Here is a 19,658-nt window from a genome sequence, read left to right on the forward strand (position 1 = left end):
GATGACCTCAATATTGGCGCCCTTTTTAGGCAAATCGATAACTAGGAAACGAGAGGATCAGGTGGTGGTCCTCAAAACACATATCTATTGAATCTTGGTTGCCTGTACCAACACTTCTACCCCGGGGACGATCCTGTTCAACAGGACGGCCTCTGGTTTCTCAAACTCCTTGAGTTCGGACAATTGCCTCTTCCGCGTTTCGGCATCTACCGGCGTGCTGTTTTGCAAGGCATCGAGGGCGATTAGACCGGTTGTGGCCGCCTTAGAGAGATTGTGGGACATCGGTACTAACTCGACGGTCAACGCAGATCTCACTAACGAGGGCTGGAGAGTTGCATCATTATCTCGCCACAACAGCAGCCATTGACGCGCCTTCTCCCAATCTCCAGGCGCCGCTTTTCCTGTTGCGATTCGCGCAGCAACCTCGTTGAACCTCCGTGCCGTGTCGCTTTCGGGGGGAACCGTATCGACGAGTCGATTCAGAGGAGAGAACACATCATAAGACTTCAGCTCCTCTCGAGCGTAATCCCTGGGTGGCTGAACCACGCTCGCAAGTACCTGCAGAGCCACTGGATCGGAGTAGCCACTCAGACGCCGTAACATCTGCTCACTGACGCTTTGGTATGGCAAACCGTAATACGAAAGCTTTTGTGAAAGCGTATCGAGACGTTGGTACATGGAGTCGACATCTTTCACACTCTGAGCCGACCAAAGCCGTTCCGCGACGGCGGCGGTCCGCGGCCAGATGCGGCCGTTTACGATCTCAGGTGTGGCATACTCCGTCCACATGGTCGCCTCACCACCGAGGATGTTGGCTGTCTGCGCTGGGGATAGTGCGGCCGTGCCGTTCACCAGAGGATCCACTGCATAATGATCGGCTGCCGATTGATTCAGGTCAACGTAGTAGCCTGCTGACAAAATCCCGCGATAGCCCCTCCGTGCAGCCTCTGCCAGCGAATCCTGGCCACGCCACGACTGAATAACGACATCATGGGGCGTGTCTGGCTGTAACACTTCGTCCCAACCCACCGTAATCTTGTCGCGTTTGGTGACGAGCTTCTGCACCCTGCCTGTGAAGTAGGCCTGTAAGGCAGCGTCATCTTTGAGATGATGCGTTTGCATGAACTGCTTGATGCGCGGGCTAGCGTCCCACTCCTTCCCGTTGCACTCATCCCCGCCGATGTGGAAGTAGGCATCAGGAAACAGAGCAGTCATCTCCCCGAGGAACTGGTCGAGAAACTGATAGGTGCTCTCACGGGTCGGATCCATGGCCGGATCAAAGACCCCCCAGTGACGTTCGATCTTGTACGGTCCGCTGCCACTCGCCAGATCGGGATACCCTACAAACCACGACATTGCGTGACCCGGCATGTCGAACTCCGGGACAACACGAATCCCTCGATCACGAGCGTAATCGAGAATGCCTCGAACCTGATCCTGTGTGTAGTACAGACCATCTGAGCCTTTTTCCTGCAGCAAAGGAAAGGTCTTGCTCTCAATCCGAAATCCCTGATCTTCGGAGAGATGCCAGTGGAAGACATTCATCTTCACCGCCTCCATACCATCGAGATTCTGTCGAATCACATCGAGCGGCATAAAGTGTCGGCCTGAATCGATCATCAGTCCACGCCAGGGAAAGCGTGGCCTATCATCGATTGTCATTGCTGCAACCGCAAATCCTTCAGGAGTGCTCTGCACAAGTTGAAGAAAAGTCTGAAGTCCATGCAGCACGCCGAGCGGATTGGGCGCTGTGAGGAGTGCCCCGGCTGCCGTAATCTCCAAGTGGTAAGACTCATCTTCACCAAGATGCTGCACGGGTGCGCTCGGGCCGGCAGTCTTAATGACTAATTGCGCTCTCTTGAAAGGAGAGGCAGGCAGTTCGGGAATCCCCATTTCACGGTATAGAGTTCCGAAGAAACGTATTCGGGCTCGCTCGAGGCGTGGCTCAGTATAGCCCTCGAATACAACCTGCAGGCCATGATCGACTGACAAACTCCCGGGCCTTTGGACTGCGGCCGCAGGAAGAGGAATGATGGAAAGCGGCGTCTGCGCCCGCACTGACTGCCCGCCAACAGGCAACACTATATAGAACACAAAAATTGCGCAACAGGCTCGCACTACACCAGGTTTAAACATTACACCCTTTTCATTGTTGAACCATCTCGGGCTAATTTGCAAAGAAAATCGTAACGAGCACGGTTGCTTTTTGCAAGACCTTGAGCGTTGCTAATTGCAATATATCCCCTACACAAAACATTTTTCTTCGTGAATTCTCTCACTTGTGGGGAGGGTCGCCGCCGGAATACGAATCAGGGCGCGATATCGATCTCCGCGATATCGTGAGACTGTCACTTCGATCGGCATCCGCTCCGCTGTAATCGTGTTTCTCGAGATTGACAACACACTCGTGTTTGCAGGAACGTCCAATAGCTCAGACTCTTCCCATGTTGCCGGCATAACTTCGATTGCTTCGGCCGCCCAGGCCACACGAACCCCAAACTGTTCACGAAGCGTATGGTAGAGCGACTGCTCAGCGAAGTTAGTCCGTTCGATACCCGGAAAGTGCCTGAGCGACACGTAGGTCTTCTCGACTGCCATGGGAGTTCCATCGGCTAGACGAAGGCGGCGAAGTATCATCACAGGCGCTCCGATTTGGACTTCCAGATCCTCAGCCAATTCGTTATCGGCATCAACGACTCTCTGCTCTAACACACGCGAGGATGGCACCCTGCCGCGCTGCATCGTCTCCTCCGTGAAACCTTGGAGCTGCGACAGTTGTTCCTCAACCTTGGACTTAGTAACAAAGGTGCCACGCCCTCTTTGGCTAAACGCATAGCCCCTAGCCTTCAGCCCTTGCAGAGCCTGCCGCGCCGTCACCCGACTTACCTGGTAGGCGCGCGCAAGCTCCCCCTCAGAAGCCAGAAGATCTCCCTTCCGTAACTCTCCTGAATGAATCTTCTCAATTAGTGCGCGCTGAATCTGGTAGTACAAGGGAACAAATCCGTTCTTGTCGAGCGACCGCACCGCTGAGGCTGTTTGAGACGGAGTTGTAGTCATATGCTCACAGTGTCTACTCGCAAAGGTGGACCAGACGTAAGCATCGCGCTGGTCCACCTTCACAACCATGTGTTCTTGTTAGAAGTACATCTTTCCGCTGAACTGCATGGTGCGCGGTATACGAGTGCTTGTGGCCTGTCCAAATTGGCTGTCTGCAATAGCGACATCTATGCCATTGAGTGTCGAACCCACACCTCCGCCGGTATTGCCGAAATTGGTGTGATTGAAGAGGTTGAATGCCTCAGCGCGCAACTGAAGATTGATAGTTTCAGTAAACCTAAAGTTCTTCAACAGACCCAAATCAATCCTTTCTGTACCTGGACTCAGGAAACTTCCAGGCGCAGCAGTACCGAAGTGGCCCTGGGCTGTAGCGAAGGAGCTGGTCGAGAACCATTGAGCCTGAGTTTTGATCATGTGAACTGGAGCCACCTGATCGGCACGAGGCACAATGTCAGCGTTCGGGCTGAAGATGCCCAGACCGCCCGGATAGGTTCCCGCGAATGGGTCAACTGCCTGAGTGACGGTAGTCGATACTCCGGTGTTGAAGGAGGTAATACCTGAGAGCTCCCAGCCGCCAAGCACATGTCCAGTAAGACCATGCTGCTGGCGGAAGAACGGCTCCTTGTAAACAAAGTTGGCAATGAAGATCTGCGGTTCATTCAGCCCAGAGGGACCGTAGTCCAGCTTCGGATCATAGGTATAGGTGTTTGCAGTGCCGCGGTCGTTGGTCTGGTCTGACAGATTCTTCGACCAGGTATAGGCGATGCCCAGTGTCAGGTCGCGCGTCGTCCGAAGATTCAGCGATACCTGTAGCGAGTTGTAGTTGGAGGTGAAGATGGGCAACCTTGTGTGAAAGTCCGAATAGCCCAAATAGGGGCGTATGTTGTTGAGAGGTGAGAGCGGATTGTCCACGCGGGTGGAGAGCGTCGGCTGGTTCAGATCCAGTTCGCCGAGTAGGTGTCTAGACTGCGAGCCAACATACGCGATCTCAAGGGTGGCTGTCGGGGCCAGCTGCTGTTGGACCGAGAGGTTGTAATCCGAATACGAGGGAACCTTGAAAGCGGGGCTTCCTGTTGTTGTCAGCGCGTTCGGTCCTAGTGCCGGAGGCGCAGCAGAACCAACTCCCGTCGGATTGTCAAACGACGCGTTGACCACTGTAGTCGTCTGCACCAGCGGCGGGTCTCCGAATGCATTCTGCTCCCAGATGCCGTTGAGCGTGCGATCGAAGAAGAGACCGAATCCGCCGCGCAAAACGGTCTTGCCGTCTCCAAAAGGAGAGTAGGCAAAGCCCACACGTGGTCCAAAGTTCCAGTTGTAGTTGGGGTTTACGTTGCTACCATAAGGAGAGCAGGTGACCTGCGCCGAGATGGCTTTGGCAGCTGCGCAGGCAGCGCCCTGGGGGAAGATCAACCCATTGGTGTAAGTCGCCGGCGTGAAGGCCTGCCCAGGCTTAAAGTTTCCGGTGTTGTCGAGAGCCGGGGCCAGAGTCGACTGGTACACCAGTGGATCGAAGTTGGTCAGAGTATTCTTCGCGTCGGAAGGCGAAGGGAATCGTGTCCAGCGAAGGCCCAGATTCATCGTTAGTCTGTGGCTCACCTTCCAGTCGTCCTGAACATAGGCTTCCGTATTCCAGAAGCGCAGATCCGGCACGATGTCCCGATTGGCCTGCGTGTATTGATTCACGTTACCCAGCAGGAAGTCTCCCCAGCTATTGAAGGTGAAGCTGGGATTCCCCTCAGAGGCGTCCTCCGTCTTCAACAGTTGCTGAGCCGTTACGCCTGCGCGTAGGGTGTGATTCCCCAGAGTCACCGAGAAGTTGTCGAAGATATTGCGATCCAGGTTTCTTTCGAAATATGGAGCGCTGCCCTGCGAAACGCCTGTGACTGATCCGTCCAATATAGTCACGGTCGGAATGCGTCCGTAGGGGTCTGGGTTGGCCAGGTTGTTAGTCAGCGACGAGAGGATGGAAGATGAGTTTGCTGGACCGGAGAGCGCGCCTTTGATTGTTCCCTGCGAGTAGGCAAACTCTACCTCATTCACCATCTTCGGAGAGATCGTCCAGGTAAGATTGGCCACTACATTCTTGCCGGGAGCATTGATGCCCACATTCACCACTCCCGGGTAGTTGGTACCGCCCCAAAGCCCCAGAGGCTGATTGCTGGGAGCGTCATCCTGCATGCCGCGAGCGAAGAAATGCAGCTTGTCGTTAAAATAGTGGTCCACTCGAACCAGGTCTTGGCGGAAGTTGTTCAACGTAGAGAAAGACGAGATCTGGCTGCCACCGATAAAGCCGGTGTTGGTGTTGACTGCCGTGGCGTTGGCTTGGTTCTTACTGAAGATTTGCGAAAGATATACCTTGGTATTTGCGCTGAAGCAGGTGGGACTGATAGTGCCTGTGCCGCCCCCTACTACCGTATTCGGGTTAGGCGTCCAACCAGTTATGCAACCGGCGGGTGCGCTCGGCTCATTCGCAGCGTAAAACGAGCCGGCCAGTTGTGCCGCGGTAGGCGCCGCTACATTTTCCCCATTGGGACTCGTGATCTTACGCCATTCCTCCGACCAGAAAAAGAAGGTCTTCGTTTTGCCTGTGTTGTAGACGTGGGGAATATAGATTGGCCCACCCAGGGTAAAACCGAAGTTATTGTAGTGATCGGGTGCGCGTGGGAGGAGTGCTGCGGGGTTATTTTTGTTGAAGTAGGTGTTTGCATCGGTGTTCGCCGTGCGCACAAACTCGTAGGCCGAGCCATGGAACGAGCTAGTACCGGACCGAGTAGCTACCAGGACCTGGCCGCCGCCGCTGCGCCCAAAGCTCGCATCGTAGGAGCTTCTCTCCAGCGTAAACTCCTGGATCGCATCGACGCTGGGAATGTTAAGCAGCGTGGCGTTTGAACCGCTGTCGTTAACATCGGCGCCGTCCACCGACCAGTTGTTGGCTGTACTGCGTGCGCCGTTGATCGAAACGGCAGAAGTACTGTTGATCCCACCAAAGCCAGGCTGATCGCCGAGCAGGTTCACGACCCCTGGCTGTAGCGTAACCAACTGTTGAAAATTCCGATTGACCAGCTCTAGCTCGCGCAACTGCGTTCCGGAGATGGTCCCGGCCTGGGAACTGCTCTCCGTTTCGACCGCCACCGGATTATCCTCCACAGTCACGGTCTGGCTCTGCGAGCCGGCTTTCAGTTGGACATTCACGGTTCGTTTCTGTGCCACATTCAAGATGACGTTACGATCCGAAAACTTCTCGAAGCTCGAAACCGAGACGCTGATCGTATAGGTTCCGGCAGGAAGGTTGGTAGCGGTATAGTTGCCGGAGTCATTCGACTGCACCACGCGAGAGTTGCCGTCCACTCCATTGAGTGTGATGGTCACGATGGCATGCGGAATTACGGCGCCCGTGGTATCGGTAACTGTACCTGTAAAGGTTCCAGCCAGTTCTTGTGCGCTTGCGGCAGAAGGGAACGCAAACAACGCCAGCATCAAAAGTACAAATGACGCACCCTTCGCAAGACTTAACGCTTTTGCAAGGACAACCGGGACGAAGTTAACTCTTGTGACAGCTTTTGCAGTTCTTATTTTTGTCTGACAGTCCGAAGAACTTATCTCTCTCATATGCCTCTCCTTAAGGTGTTGCGCGTTCAATTCCGGTATTTACATCTTTATCGCTAATTCAAGTCAAGCTTCTGAGAAGAAGCCGGATGTTAGGAGGCGTCCTACCTTTAGCTTGGTAAGGACGCCCCAGTCATTCGTGACGATCTCTACGGATTGAGACCTGCAGCAAGCGATTTTACGATGGTTCCATTGGCATCGTCGTCTTTCACCGCCCACACATACCCGCCACCAAGACCATGTGCCTTGATGTAAGTTGCCTTCGCGGCTATTGAAGTAGCGTCGTCATAACTGAAGACTGTCTGTGTAGTTGGGTTGAACGCCGAAGTGGCTATTCTTGTGGAGTCGTAGCAAGCGGTGTACCCGTTGCTTAGAAGATTCTTGATCGTCCCATAAGTGGCTAGTCCGTTCGTCAGCAATGTGTCACATCCTGCTGCCGGCGAACTTTGGTTATTACCTGTTGAACAAACCCCGGCCCCATTGGCGTTAGGAACTGGAGAAACCGCAGTCGCGTTCTGATACTCGCCACAGTTTGTACTATTCAATCCCCCAGTCCACCCGGCACCATACGCCGGGAAGCCCATGGTGTATTTGTACGCCGGTACACCTTTTGCGAGGTAATAGTTTACCGTCGCATCAATCGTATTGCCGGTTCCATTCAAGGGATCGGCAGCATCGTCGTATATAGGGGATGCGTCGTTGGTTGCTAACTTCCAATCTCCGGCGTAGTTGTAGCCATCGATGGTGACGAAGTCCGATTGAGCGAATGTCCCTGGGATATCGATCGTATCGAAGCCGCCCGGGTTGTTCGCGTCTGAGGGACCGGCGGGCGCATCGAAGGTCAATTGATATGTCTTACCGGTGGTTGCCGATAGGGCGGTCAGTTGCCTGCGGAACTCTGTCAATAATGCAGTAAAGTTAGTCGTGTCCGTCGGCGTCGGGAACTCCCAATCGATATTAATGCCATCGAACAGGCCCGGAGCGGTGATCCCTGAGGCGATATTGCCTTGAATGAAGATATTGATGCACGAGCTGGCTAGCGCTGTGCGTCCCGCTGCAGTGCTGGCGGCAGTCGTGAAGGCAGTCACCGCGGCAGCGTTTGCACCGCCTATGGAGATGATCGTCTTTAGGTTGGGATGGGCCGCTTTAAGTTGTTGGATTGCGCCAAAGTTTCCATAGACACCTCCGGCTCCGCTGTATGGTCCAGTGACCTGAGGCACACCCAACTTCTGATAGTCGGCATAGGAATCAGCGATGACGCATGCCGCGGTCGCAGAGGTTGGTGCTGTCAAACCGCTGAAAGCGTAAAAAAGATGCGTCAGTTTGTCGGCCACACCATTGGTCTGCATGTTCGCAATGTTGTAGCCGGCGTAATAGATGCTCCACTCTTCAAACCACCCGCCAACGATCAACGTGCTTGGTGCGGTCGTTGTAACGTTTACCGAAGTTCCGGGCGACGTACCGGCATAGTCAGTAGCGGCTACTGTGAAGGTATAAGTGGTGGATGGAGCCAACCCGCTCTCAACATCGGATGCAGTCGTTGAAGTTAGAGTGGACGGTCCTCCCGATATCGAGTAGCTGACAGTGCAGCCGGATGGAGCAGATACTGCTGTCCAACTAATATTTGCAGTTGAGGAAGTTGCACCTGAAGCCGTCAACCCTGTTGGCGCGCTGGGTTTAGTCGTGCAGGAGCTTGCAGATGTCTTCACATTGAGAGCGGAGCTCGCTGCTGAAGTGCCAGCAGAGTCGGTCGCCTCCACTGTAAAGCTGTAAGTCGTCGAAGGAGTTAGGCCACTAACTGCATCGGATGGCGTGGTCGGGGTTGCGATGGAGGTTCCACCCTGCAGTACCTTATAGCTAACAGTGCACCCTGTTGGAGTGGTGTCCGCTGTCCAACTTAGGTTCGTGCCGGAGCTGGTTGTCCCTGAAGCCGCCAATCCAGTTGGGACACTGGGTACAGTTGTGCAGCTCGAACAGGCTCCTGTTGCAGTCCAGGGCAGCCCACTGCCGGCGCCACCGCTGTTGGTCGCCGGACTCTGGTTCTGTGTCCAATAGTTAGCGACATAGTTTTGCCCTCCCAGGCTCGCTGTCATTCCCGCAGTGTAGACAGCAGTGGCGCTCCACGCTGTACCGCACGTGCCTCCGCCACCGCCGGACCCTGCCAGAGTCGTCACATTCACTGCAGGGCTGGCGGCTGATGTGCCCGCGGCATCTGTCGCTTCGACGGCGAAGCTGTATGTGGTTGAAGCGGAAAGGCCAGTTACAGCATCGGATGTTGTCGTCGGCGCCGCAATAGAGGTTGCCCCCTGCAATACTTTGTAACTAACGCTACAGCCTGTGGGGGAGCTGACTGCAGACCAACTAAGATTCGTGCTGGAACTAGTGGTTCCAGAAGCCGTTAGACCTGTAGGAGTGCTGGGTATCGTTGTACAGGAGCTGCCGCTGCCGACCTTTTGCCAAAGGGCTGGAGCGTCGATGGGATCCCAACCTGCTTCGGAGACATTAGCTTGGAGCGCTTGGTATTCGACACCTTGATACATCACCAGCGAACCAACAGAGTAAGACACACCGACCGCCCAATTGGGAATGGTCTGGGCGGAGGCCCTGGTGGGCAGCATGGGCATGATCAGGCTGAGGAGCAGGAATAAAGGGAGAACAGCGCGTTTCATGGAATCTCCTTGAACTCGATGGGCAGGTTGCACCCGCCCGCGGTTTGAAAGTTGGAAACTCGGATAGAGTCGCATCAGATCACTCTCGGCAAGACCTGGTAAGCGGCACCGTGATAAAGCATCGAGCGAACAGGATAGGAGAGAGGATCCATGATGCGATCCAAGTGCCCATGACACAGCCAACCAGGATTACGGGAGTAAGCGCTTCGACGTTCGTTGACATTCGAAACCTCCATCGATGCATCGATAGACAGAATGGGCCAACCAGAAGGTGTTACCCACAAAATGATCTGCCTTATGACGACGCGTCGACTCGAAATGCGACTTTAAATCTTAGGCTCAAAAAGATACTTACGAACCTATCATTACAATGTTGGAATGGTCAACAAGGATTTCAAACTTAAAACCTGCTCTTTTTCTCTACGACGAGATCAGCCGGGGGATGGAAACAATCAGAAGAGGAATACCCAGCAATCTAACTAGTTTTCTGCATCCATCCCCGTTCGATTCAGTAGCGGTATAGATTCTGTTCTGCATCTTTCATTGCGACAGCGATGGCACCCCATACGACTGCCGAATTTCCCAGGCTGCTCGGGAGCACCCTGGCGACCGCCACTTCACTCTTGCGGAGCATCTCTACTGTCGGTTCGAGCAGCGCCGGATGGGCGCCAAGATCGCCTCCGAATACAAAGAGGCTCGGGTTCAGAGTTAAAGAGAGATTCAGAACCACGTCCTTAAGAAGGCGTGCGCGCTGATGAACGATCTTCTGTGCAACTGAGTTCCCTTCTAACGCAAGGTCAAGCACGCTACTTGCCTTACGTACCTTCGCCGGCACTCCAGCCTTATGACTTACTGCATTCCAGCTTCTCAGAATGCCAGGAGCGCCCAGTACCTGCTCGAGGCGGCCGAATTCGTACAACGAAGGCTGCATGCTGGCAATATTGGGGATACGAAGATAACCTATCTCACCAGCCGACCAACTTGATCCGTGCACAATCCTGCCATTTACAAATATCCCCGCGCCTACGCCCGCACCAACGGTCACGAAAATAAAGCTCTCTTCGGATTGGGCAATCCCGCGAAAGTGTTCGCCAATTGCAGCAAGGTTCGTATCGTTCTCAACAAACAGAGCACAGGAAAACTGCTCTTTCAGCATCTCCAGAAGAGGAACATCTCTCCAGGTGTCTGAGCCGCTGACAGAGATGACAATCCCGTCTCTAACATTGGTGATTCCCGCCACACCAACTGTCATCGCTAGTAATTTTTTCCATGGCAGACCACGTCTCTGCATTAATTCCTTCAGAGAGACGCGCAACACCTCAATCACAGCGCTTGGGTTGCGGGCTTCCTTCGCAAGAGGTTCATATTGCTCCTCGAGAAGAGTTCCGTTCAGGTCAGTCAGTAGTACGCGAAACGAATCAGCCGCGATATCCACGCCTGCGAGATATCCATAGTCAGCTTTGAAGCGAAGGTTGTCTGGTCGGCGCCCTCCACTCGAAGCACCTTCCCCGATCCACTCAATAAGCCCCATGTCGTTGAGATCAGAGACGACGTTCGCAACCGTTGGTGCACTCATGCCGGTTTCACGTGCAATATCTGCACGTGAGGAGTGGCCTAGCTTCTTCAACAGCATCAAAATTGTGCGCGCATTCGTCTGACGCATTAATGCTGGATTACCTATCAGCAACCGGCTCTTACTCATTACACCGCCTTGTTCGATCTTGGAAGAGACTTCCGTCCTTCCGACATAAGGTAATAACTACTGGTCCACCAATCCGCTCTATCAGCAACAAGACTTCGTGCGGTTTGGCCAGGCTCCAGTTCAACGTCATATTTTCTCATCGAGCTTATGATCCAGATAACCTATATGAGGCTTCCAAATCGATCTCTTGACATTTCCTAATAGTTCGCGAGAACCACATGCGATTCAGAGTCTTTCTTTGACCATCAGGGATAAAGATAAAGACGATCCAGCCACCCCCCGCCTGAGCGCATTTCTGAAAGCTCCCCCCTAAATAGACTCAAAACTGCTCCGATTTGCGCGAAAACGCACCACGCAGCACCTCGACCTGCTCTTTCAGCAACCGTTTTGAGATCGCAGCGGACGGAATACTCGCGAAGCCATGAGGAATCGATGGCACCAGATGAAGTTCAACGGCCACTCCGGCTTCTGTGAGACGACGTGCATAGTCAAGACCTTCATCGCGCAACGGATCAAGGCCCGCGCAGAGAACGTATGAAGTGGGCAGATCCGATAAATCCTTCGCTCGTGCCGGAGCTGCATAGGGCGAAATATTATGTGCGTGTTCACCCAGGTACCAGCGCCACATAACTTCTGCCTCAGATCTGCCAAAGTCAGGAACGTCCGTAAACTGGCGTGCTGACAGAGTCTCAAGACGGTCATCCAGTGCCGGAATCAATAGCATCTGAAAGCATATCTTCGGCCCGGTGCGATCACGGGCAAGAAGTGAGACCGCGGCGGCAAGATTCGCGCCCGCACTCGAACCTCCAACAGCGAGAAAGTCTCGATCGAGATTCAAATCGCGACTCTTGCTCCAAAGAAACTCAAGCACCCGATAACAGTCCGTAAGGGCAGCAGGAAACGGCTCCTCGGGTGCGAGTCTGTAGGCAACACATACAACAGCGCACCCTGCGTTCAGAGCGTAATGGGCACATTGTGACTCTTCAGAAAAAAGGTCACCGCAAAAAAACCCACCACCATGAAAGTAAAGCAGGACAGGTAACGCACTTATCACATTTTTTCTGCGATAGATCCGCACGGGTATCTGCGCCTTCTCGTCCTCAGAAAGACGAACATCGTAGTCTGTAATTTCAAGATCATAATCTGATGGCAACGGCCGCGTTTCCAGCCGCGCAGCAGAGAGAGCTTCACGCACGACGTTAGCATCACGAAGAACCGCTCTCGGTTCCTTGGCAAGTGGCGCGAACGCAGGATCCATCAGCAGGTTCGACATTCGTTCTCCACGGATCAAAAGATAGATTTTTCCAGCACGTCATCCAGTATCTCTTCGCGGAAAGGCAAAGCGGTGAGTGCGCCGCGGGCACGGGTAGAAAGAGACCCGCAAACACAAGCCCTCCGTAGTTGCTCCTCCAGATCGGCCTCGGATAACCATGCATCGATGAACCCCGCATCAAAAGCATCGCCCGCGCCGGTAGTATCTACAACTTGAACATTGGGCGGCTCCATCGCGTACAGGCGATCATTCTGAAGAGCGACTGCCCCCCGGGACCCTAACTTGATAACCGTGTGCTCCAACCCTAACTCTGCACATGCACGCAACATCTGCTCCGGCGTCGTGCGCCCCGTCAACAACTGCGCTTCGCTTTCATTCGGCAAAAATATATCTACCATGCGTAATACATCAAGATTGTCAGAGTTCAGAAACCAATCCTTACGCCACCCAGGATCAATAGAAAGAGTGCAACCGGCGTTTCGTAGAGAAGGCAGCAATACTCTTGCAAACCCCACTTCAAGCGGCATCGCAAAGTGAATATGCTGAGCCATGGAAAGAGCGGCAATGGTCTCAGGCAAAACTACAAACTCTTCCAGAACTCTATTTGCCCCTGCATAGCTTAAAAAGCTGCGATCCACTGTTGTCGACATGCTTATAGTAAGCGCATTGGGCAATTCGGAGGAGCGAGCATGTTCGGCGTGTACTCCAAACGAACTGAGCCTCGACCGAAGCCACGCCTCTTCATCTTCTCCAAACACTCCAAAGATGGAAGTGTGATGTCCCAGACGAGCCAGAGCACATGCCGTGTTGACAGTCCCGCCTCCAGCCTCACGGTGATACTGCTCCGCGAATACCTCTTCTCCCGGCAACGGAACGTGATCGAAATCAGTGAAGATATGGTCTACAAACACTTCACCTGCAACGGCAATATTCCTGCTCTTGGTCATATGATTTCAAAAGGCCATCTTTGTTCATGGCGTGATTTAAAGAGAAAAACTGTTATTCCTACCAGCGTCATCGCAAAAGCGGTGAGTATATTTCTCGCCCCGCTGGAGATAAGAATAAAAAGCCATCCCACAAAAGCGATCACTGCCGGCAAAGGATAGAGCGGCATAAGAAACGTGGCGTTGTTTTCTTTAGTATGGCGGCGACGTAGTAGAACTACGGCGACACACTGAGCAAGAAACTGGACCATTGTCTGGATGACAATTACAAGGCTGATGAGCGTACTGAGGCTGAGCATACAAGCGCAAGCAGAGAGAATGCCTAAGATAACCAGCGAGAAATGTGGAAAGTCTTTCGTCGGATGCAGCTTTGCAAAGACGCTGAAAAACTCCCCCTGTTTTGCGGCAGCAAACGGAATACGCGAGTAACCAAGCAGAATCGCAAATACTGATGCAAATGACGCAACCAGGATAAGCACATCGGCCACTCTAGCAGCCTTGACACTGTAGACCGTCTGCATGAAGTCCGCTACGATCGCACTTGAATGCATGCTTTGCTGAACTGGTAATACACCTAGAATGGCCAGGCTCATTGCAATGTAAAGAATAGCTACCAGGAGGATGGAGACGATAATTGAGTAGGGAATCGTGCGTTCGGGGCGCTTCAGTTCACCGCCGATCAGGCAGACGTTATAGTAACCGGCATAATCGTAGACAGCTATCAAAGTCGCGGCACCCACGCCCTTCCAAAAAGCGCCATCTAAGACTGGATACCCACCACTGATCTGCGCTCTGAGAGCAGACGGAATATGCTCCGCTCCACCAATGATTATCCAGACGATCGTTCCGACAACTAATATCCAGAGACCAATCGAGATTGCGCTGATCGTAGTAATTCTGCGATAAAGCAATATCACGTTGATAAGACAGACAGCCATTGCCAACGCGCAAAGGCCCGCAGTGTGAACGGAAGGCCAGAGGTAATGAAAATACTGTGAGAACCCTACCGCGCCAGAGGCGATAAGAAGCGGCGCAGTAAGTACAGAGGACCAAAGAACAAGAAAGCTTGCCGCCCTGCCATAAGACTCGGCTCCAAATGCATGTCGCAAGTAGAAGTAAGGACCGCCAGAGTAAGGCATCGCAGCTCCTAACTCTGCCCACACAAGACCATCGCACAATGAAATTGCCGCACCCAGAATCCACGCCAGCAAAACCTTTGAGCCATGCACTGCGACCAGGATAAGAGGAATACTCAGAAACGGGCCCACGCCTATCATGTTGAGCATGTTAGAGGTGCAGGCTCCGAGGATCCCCATCCCGTGACTTGAATCCTCCTCTACACCTGCTAGATTGACCTGCATCAGAGGCTCCGAGTCACCATAAATGATATTGACGAGTATCGGGCAGTGGAGATTCTTTGTCAATAGTCGTTAATAAGTTCCTTAGTATAGGCGTCTTCCTGAAGCTTATGCCACCGGCATCCGTTCGGTAGGCATGAGCATCGCTTTCGTCATCATCGATACCTGCGTCCTCTTCCTGCCTGTCGTCCGCGAGTACAGCTACTCCACAGTGCTCTTTATCTTTGCTGCCTTGGCAGTCATCTACTTCCTCACGGCAATCTTCCTCTTGCCGAACCAAAGGCAAAACTCTGGAAGAGATCGAGCAGCACTTGAAGGAATAAGAAAATATAGCCGCAACATTGCGTAGCGACTCCGGCGCAATCAAGGCGGCCTTCGCAATCATTATTCAGCCGATTGTCTCTCCAAACCCGGCTTCGGCCTTTGTCGTATTCTCGTAGTCAGAACACATGCTCAAGGAGGACACATGTCTGAAGAGGATTTGAGAGCAGAACTCGAACGCTTGCGAGCAGAGAACGATCAACTGAAGAACAAGAGTGTGCGTGGACTGAGTCTCAAGGTCAGCGAAAAGGGTGGGTTGTCCCTCTATGGAGTCGGTAGATTTCCCGTCACTCTGTACAAGGAGCAGTGGCGCAAGATCCTCGCAATGGCATCCGAGATCGAGGACTTCATCGTAAAGAACGACAGCCTGCTCAAGACCAAAGAGTAGGCGCGTCTTCAGCCGCGGCTCACCGGGCCCCTTCCGTGGGCAACCCGGTGAGCCGCCAGTGATCTACCAAAGCTCCCACGTTAGCTTCAACACCAGCCCCCGCTGAAGTAGCGGAGGTCACTCCAACATTCCATCCATCCAAAACGACCAGGGCGTCCTCTCCCTTTAGATCCGCGGTCGCAGCTTCAATCGTGATCGTCCTCGTCTCGTTCGGCAACAGAGACACGTAGTTGTCGCTGTAATAAACGGGCAGCACTCGTTCTCCCGAGCGCTTGCGCCGCAGTTGCAGGTGAGTCATCAGCGCAATGTCTTTCCCTGTATTTTGCAGCGTCACAGTAACGAAGACCTTGTCCTCCGCATCGCGGCGAATCACCGACGCTCCAAGCGTCACCACAGGCAAGCTGCCCAACGCTTTAAGATCATCCTGATGCTCCGGCAGCGCACGCCAGTAAAAGTTCTCCGAGATCAGCTTCCCTGTTGCATCACGCAGCTCAAGCTTCACGAAGTGAACCGCCGAAAGCGTTGAAGGCCACTCCACGCTTCCGAGCGTCGTTGCCAGGCTCGGTGCAGCCGACACGTCAAAGTCGTGTTGATACTGCACTACCCCATCCAGGTTGTAGATCGCCAGGTGAGCATGCGCACTCTCCAGCGGAGTATCCAGATTGTTGATCACCTGGACCTCGCCATTCGCCTCATTCAGTTGAATATGAACCGGCTCGGCCGCCTTCTTCACCGCGAACAGCGCTGAGTTCGGCTCCAGATCATGGTGGTAAAGCTGCCACACAAAGCTGGGTTGAGCAGGATTACTCATCCATGTAATCACGCCCGTTGTCGGATGGAACAGCTTCGCATTGCGGCCTTCATACATCGCGCGAAACGCCTCATAGTTCGCCAGCTGCGACTTCCGCACAAAGTCCGCAAGATTCGCCACCTTGCCGTACCTGTCCGCAATCATCGCCGGATATTTGTCGCCATCCGCCGCGCCCTTGGCAAAGTCATGCTGCGCCCAGTCGTCGTTGATCGTCTCCCAATCCTTCTCCGGCATCATGCCATGAATCGACTCCAGCGTCGGCACCGACATGCTTCCAATCTCTGTCTTGAACGCCTCGTCATACACATAGAACTCACGCGGCGTCCTCCAGTGATACGGCCCATGCGAGTTGACCCCGCGCCCATCAGCCGAGTTCGCCTGGTACAACCTCGTCGGCTCCAGTTCACTCATCAAAACGCGCAGCGCATCGTCAATCTTCTTCGGCGGATACCCTTCATTCCGCGCGCACCACAGCACAATCGAGGCATGGTTCCTAAACCGCAGAATCTTGTCGCGCACATTCGCCATGTACGTATCAAAATCATCTGGATCAGGCCCATCCGAAGGATTCGGCTGAAAAAACTCATCCCACACCAGAATCCCGTACTTGTCGCACAGCTCATAAAAATCTTCGCTCGTACTCTGTCCTACCCAGTTGCGAATCAGGTTGAGATTCGCAATCTGGTGCATCCGAATCTGCGCCTCCAGCCGCTCCCGCGGATTGCGCTTCATCGCTTCATCTAGCCCCCAGTTCCCCCCGCGAATAAACACCCGAACCCCATTCACTGTGATCGTCAGGTTCTCCGAATCAGGCACGGCATAGGTAAACTTGCGAACGCCGAAGCTCACATCTTTGTCGTCCGAAGTCTTCCCATCCACCTCAAAACTCAAATGCAGCTTGTACAGATTCTGCGGCCCATACCCATTCGGCCACCACAGCTTCGGATGCTCCACGTGCATCGCCGGCGTGTTCTTCGCGTCGACCGCAACCGTCTGCGAGCTATGCGCCGCCACCACCACGCTCTGTTCGAACGTCACATCCCCAAAGCTTCCCTTCAGCACGCCCTTCTGCGGGGCATCCGTCACATTCTCCACTCGCGCCTGCACTGAAACATCAGCCGTATCCGTCTTAGGCAAAGGAAGATCCGTCGTCACCAGCGGATCTTTAATCATCACCGGCCCACTCGCCGAGAGAAAAACTTTCTGCCAGATTCCCGTATCCCGATCCCTTATCGCCGGAATCCAGTCCCATCCAATCGTCGAAAGAAACGTCGGCCCATCGATCGCGGTGATGCCGCCATTCTTGCCCACGCCATCCCGAATCGTATGTTCATGCGGCACGCCCGGATGAGGCTGCGGCGACACCAGCACCGCCAGAACCGCCCTCTTACCCGGCTTCACCACGGTCGAGATATCGAAGATCCCCCGCTTGAACGCGCCCTTCATCGTGCCAACCTGCGTCCCATTCACCCACACCTGTGCTGAAAAATTGATTCCTTCCAGGTTCAGCCACACATGCCTCCCCGCGTACGTCTTCGGCACCTCAAAAACCGTGCGATACCAGTACTGCGTGCGCGCAAGACTATCGGGAATCTTGTCGGGACGGCTATTCTCCCCATACAAAGGCTCCGGGTAGGCGCCTGCATTCACCAGGCTCGTCAGCACCGTCCCAGGCACCGTCGCGGAGTACCACCCCTGCGGTTTAAACTTCGCCGAAGCGATCGCATCCCCGGCCTGCGTCACCTTCGCCGCATCCTGCAGCTGCCAGCCAGCCGACAGAGTCACACTCTCAGGAACTGATGAGCTAGCTGCCAAAGCCACCGAACCCAACCCCACAGAACCTGCAACAAACGACAGCACCAACGCCGATCCCCAGACTCTCATTCGCATTCAACCCGCACCTTTGATCGTGACGATCGGAATTTTCGAACGCGAAGACCGCCCCGCGCCTGACATAGAAAACCCTACACGATCATCAAGCAAAGGTCACACCTGCGGCCTCACTGTTGAGTCGTCGACTCTGGCTTCGTCAGCTTCTTCGAGACCTGCGCCGGGGTAGGCAACTGCGATCGATCCCACCCTCCGCCCAGCGCCTCAATCAACTGCACCGAGGCCGTCATCTCCTGCACTCGTAGAGACGCGACCGACTGCCTATCCGTCAGTAGCGTCGTCTGCGCTGTCACCACGTTCACGTAAGGATCGATGCCCGTCTGATACCGCGCCGTCTGGAGCGTCACAAACTCCTCCGCCGACTTCACCGCCTCTTGCTGCTGTAACTGCTGCTGCGAAAGAATACGCACGGAAGCAAGCGCATCCTCCACCTGCTGAAATCCCGTAAGAACAGCCTGCCGATAGCTCGCAACATCGGCGTTATAGACCTCCACAAACTGATTCACCGTTGCCCTTCGCAGCCCGGCGTCGAAGACAGTCTCGCTCACCGTCGGCCCGATCGACCAGAACCGGCTCGGCCAATCAAGAAGATGCTTGAAGGTCGAGCTCTCAAATCCACCCGAAGCGCTCAACGTTAGATTCGGATAGTACGCCGCCGTCGCAATACCAATCTGGGCATTCGCCGACGCCATATTTCGCTCCGAAGCAGCAATATCAGGCCGCCTCTCCAGAAGCGCCGACGGCAACCCAATCGGTATCGGTGGGGGAGTCACACTCGAAGCCCTCACCGGAATAGAAAAGTCGGACGCATTGGCGCCCACCAGCAGCGCAATCGCATGCTCATACTGCGCGCGCGCCACCCCAAGATTGATCGCCTGCGACTGCACATTCTGCAGTGTATTCTGCGCCTCCACCACCGAAATCCGGTCGCCAACGCCGGTCTCGTACTGCGCCTGCGTCAGCTTCAACGCCGTTTTATCCGCTTCCACCGTGTCGTTCAGAATTGCCTGCAGCGCATCCTGACCTCGTATCTCAAAGAAAAACGTGGCAAGGCTTGCCTGCTCAGTCAGCTTCTCATTTTCAAGATCGGCAGCGCTCAACTGTGCGTTGTACTGCTGTTCATGAATCGTGCTGCGAACTCTGCCCCAGACATCCGGCTCCCACGAAACTGAAAGCGGCAGAGAGCCGACGGAGTTCGTTGAGCCCGTGTTGGCTTGCGACGAACGCCCAAGATTCGCTGAAGATTTGGAGCGGGTATACGAAGGTCCTACGGACGCAGTCGGATAAAGCTGCGAGCGTGCCTGTGCAACCAGCGTGCGCGCCTCCATAAAGTTCGCAAAGAACTGCTTGATGTTCTGGTTATCGATGTTCAACCGCTCTTCCAGCGCATTCAGCTCCGGATCGCCATAGATCTCCCACCACTTTCCATGCAGCATCGCATCCTGAGGCTGTGCCACCTTCCAGCCATCCGTATCCTGAAATTGTGTCGGCGACTCCTTATACGTCGCCGGCGGCGCCTGCGCAACGGCCGGAGGCGTGTGGTACTTAGGCCCCACCATGCATCCGGCCAACAAAAGCGCCGTGGCTGTCGGGCAAATCGCGATGGTCCATCGAAGGTTCGTCATAGAGTTAGACATCC

Annotated in this window: 12 protein-coding genes; 2 read left to right on the forward strand and 10 right to left on the reverse strand. The window is 54.3% G+C overall.

Features of this window, described 5'->3' with window-relative positions; genetic code table 11:
- Positions 1–84: 84 nt before the first annotated feature.
- From RBB75_RS06405 to RBB75_RS06440, 8 genes are all read right to left on the reverse strand, one after another.
- Positions 85–2,136, reverse strand: coding sequence for a beta-N-acetylhexosaminidase (locus RBB75_RS06405; protein WP_179640072.1), 2,052 nt, complete (start codon positions 2,134–2,136; stop codon positions 85–87).
- Positions 2,137–2,244: 108 nt separating this feature from the next.
- Positions 2,245–3,126, reverse strand: coding sequence for a GntR family transcriptional regulator (locus RBB75_RS06410; RefSeq protein WP_353069927.1), 882 nt, complete (start codon positions 3,124–3,126; stop codon positions 2,245–2,247).
- 9 nt (positions 3,127–3,135) lie between these two features.
- Entirely contained in the window at positions 3,136–6,666 is a 3,531-nt protein-coding gene (locus RBB75_RS06415) for a carboxypeptidase regulatory-like domain-containing protein (protein WP_179640074.1), read from the reverse strand.
- Positions 6,667–6,812: 146 nt separating this feature from the next.
- Entirely contained in the window at positions 6,813–9,332 is a 2,520-nt protein-coding gene (locus tag RBB75_RS06420; RefSeq protein ID WP_353069928.1) for a glycosyl hydrolase family 18 protein, read from the reverse strand.
- 508 nt (positions 9,333–9,840) lie between these two features.
- The gene (locus RBB75_RS06425) at positions 9,841–10,965 is read right to left on the reverse strand and encodes an ROK family transcriptional regulator (protein WP_353069929.1); all 1,125 of its coding nucleotides are present in this window, start codon (positions 10,963–10,965) and stop codon (positions 9,841–9,843) included.
- A 388-nt stretch (positions 10,966–11,353) separates the two neighbouring features.
- Positions 11,354–12,307 carry an alpha/beta hydrolase gene (locus RBB75_RS06430; protein ID WP_353069930.1) on the reverse strand — a complete coding sequence of 318 codons (954 nt, stop codon included), beginning with the start codon at positions 12,305–12,307 and terminating at the stop codon, positions 11,354–11,356.
- A 14-nt stretch (positions 12,308–12,321) separates the two neighbouring features.
- Positions 12,322–13,254: a carbohydrate kinase family protein gene (locus tag RBB75_RS06435; RefSeq protein WP_179640078.1), complete on the reverse strand. Its 933-nt coding sequence runs from the start codon at positions 13,252–13,254 to the stop codon at positions 12,322–12,324.
- Complete coding sequence (locus tag RBB75_RS06440) at positions 13,251–14,612, reverse strand: APC family permease (protein WP_353069931.1); 1,362 nt, start codon at positions 14,610–14,612, stop codon at positions 13,251–13,253. The genes RBB75_RS06435 and RBB75_RS06440 overlap by 4 nt, the downstream gene beginning before the upstream one ends.
- Before the next feature lie 133 nt (positions 14,613–14,745).
- Between RBB75_RS06440 and RBB75_RS06445 the strand changes: the two genes are divergently transcribed.
- Both RBB75_RS06445 and RBB75_RS06450 read left to right on the forward strand, forming a co-directional pair.
- Positions 14,746–14,958, forward strand: coding sequence for a hypothetical protein (locus RBB75_RS06445; RefSeq protein ID WP_353069932.1), 213 nt, complete (start codon positions 14,746–14,748; stop codon positions 14,956–14,958).
- Between the two features lie 117 nt (positions 14,959–15,075).
- Positions 15,076–15,318: a hypothetical protein gene (locus RBB75_RS06450; protein ID WP_179640081.1), complete on the forward strand. Its 243-nt coding sequence runs from the start codon at positions 15,076–15,078 to the stop codon at positions 15,316–15,318.
- A gap of 19 nt (positions 15,319–15,337) precedes the next feature.
- Here RBB75_RS06450 and RBB75_RS06455 read toward each other — a convergent pair whose 3' ends face one another.
- Together RBB75_RS06455 and RBB75_RS06460 are read right to left on the reverse strand one after the other, a co-directional pair.
- Positions 15,338–18,019 carry a glycoside hydrolase family 2 protein gene (locus tag RBB75_RS06455; RefSeq protein WP_353069933.1) on the reverse strand — a complete coding sequence of 894 codons (2,682 nt, stop codon included), beginning with the start codon at positions 18,017–18,019 and terminating at the stop codon, positions 15,338–15,340.
- Between the two features lie 110 nt (positions 18,020–18,129).
- Positions 18,130–19,656, reverse strand: coding sequence for an efflux transporter outer membrane subunit (locus tag RBB75_RS06460; protein WP_353069934.1), 1,527 nt, complete (start codon positions 19,654–19,656; stop codon positions 18,130–18,132).
- Positions 19,657–19,658 lie beyond the last annotated feature (2 nt).

It is taken from the genome of Tunturibacter empetritectus (assembly GCF_040358985.1).
GTDB classification, from domain to species: Bacteria; Acidobacteriota; Terriglobia; order Terriglobales; family Acidobacteriaceae; genus Edaphobacter; species Edaphobacter empetritectus.

What these genes read in the sequence shown, in the direction of transcription:
- RBB75_RS06420 (WP_353069928.1), bottom strand. Translation starts at nt 9,332, where the DNA reads ATGAAACGCGCTGTTCTCCCTTTATTCCTGCTCCTCAGCCTGATCATG.
- RBB75_RS06410 (WP_353069927.1), bottom strand. Translation starts at nt 3,126, where the DNA reads ATGGTTGTGAAGGTGGACCAGCGCGATGCTTACGTCTGGTCCACCTTT.
- RBB75_RS06450 (WP_179640081.1), top strand. Translation starts at nt 15,076, where the DNA reads ATGTCTGAAGAGGATTTGAGAGCAGAACTCGAACGCTTGCGAGCAGAG.
- RBB75_RS06425 (WP_353069929.1), bottom strand. Translation starts at nt 10,965, where the DNA reads ATGCTGTTGAAGAAGCTAGGCCACTCCTCACGTGCAGATATTGCACGT.
- RBB75_RS06445 (WP_353069932.1), top strand. Translation starts at nt 14,746, where the DNA reads ATGAGCATCGCTTTCGTCATCATCGATACCTGCGTCCTCTTCCTGCCT.
- RBB75_RS06455 (WP_353069933.1), bottom strand. Translation starts at nt 18,019, where the DNA reads ATGCGAATGAGAGTCTGGGGATCGGCGTTGGTGCTGTCGTTTGTTGCA.
- RBB75_RS06435 (WP_179640078.1), bottom strand. Translation starts at nt 13,254, where the DNA reads ATGACCAAGAGCAGGAATATTGCCGTTGCAGGTGAAGTGTTTGTAGAC.
- RBB75_RS06415 (WP_179640074.1), bottom strand. Translation starts at nt 6,666, where the DNA reads ATGAGAGAGATAAGTTCTTCGGACTGTCAGACAAAAATAAGAACTGCA.
- RBB75_RS06440 (WP_353069931.1), bottom strand. Translation starts at nt 14,612, where the DNA reads ATGCAGGTCAATCTAGCAGGTGTAGAGGAGGATTCAAGTCACGGGATG.
- RBB75_RS06430 (WP_353069930.1), bottom strand. Translation starts at nt 12,307, where the DNA reads ATGTCGAACCTGCTGATGGATCCTGCGTTCGCGCCACTTGCCAAGGAA.
- RBB75_RS06405 (WP_179640072.1), bottom strand. Translation starts at nt 2,136, where the DNA reads ATGTTTAAACCTGGTGTAGTGCGAGCCTGTTGCGCAATTTTTGTGTTC.
- RBB75_RS06460 (WP_353069934.1), bottom strand. Translation starts at nt 19,656, where the DNA reads ATGTCTAACTCTATGACGAACCTTCGATGGACCATCGCGATTTGCCCG.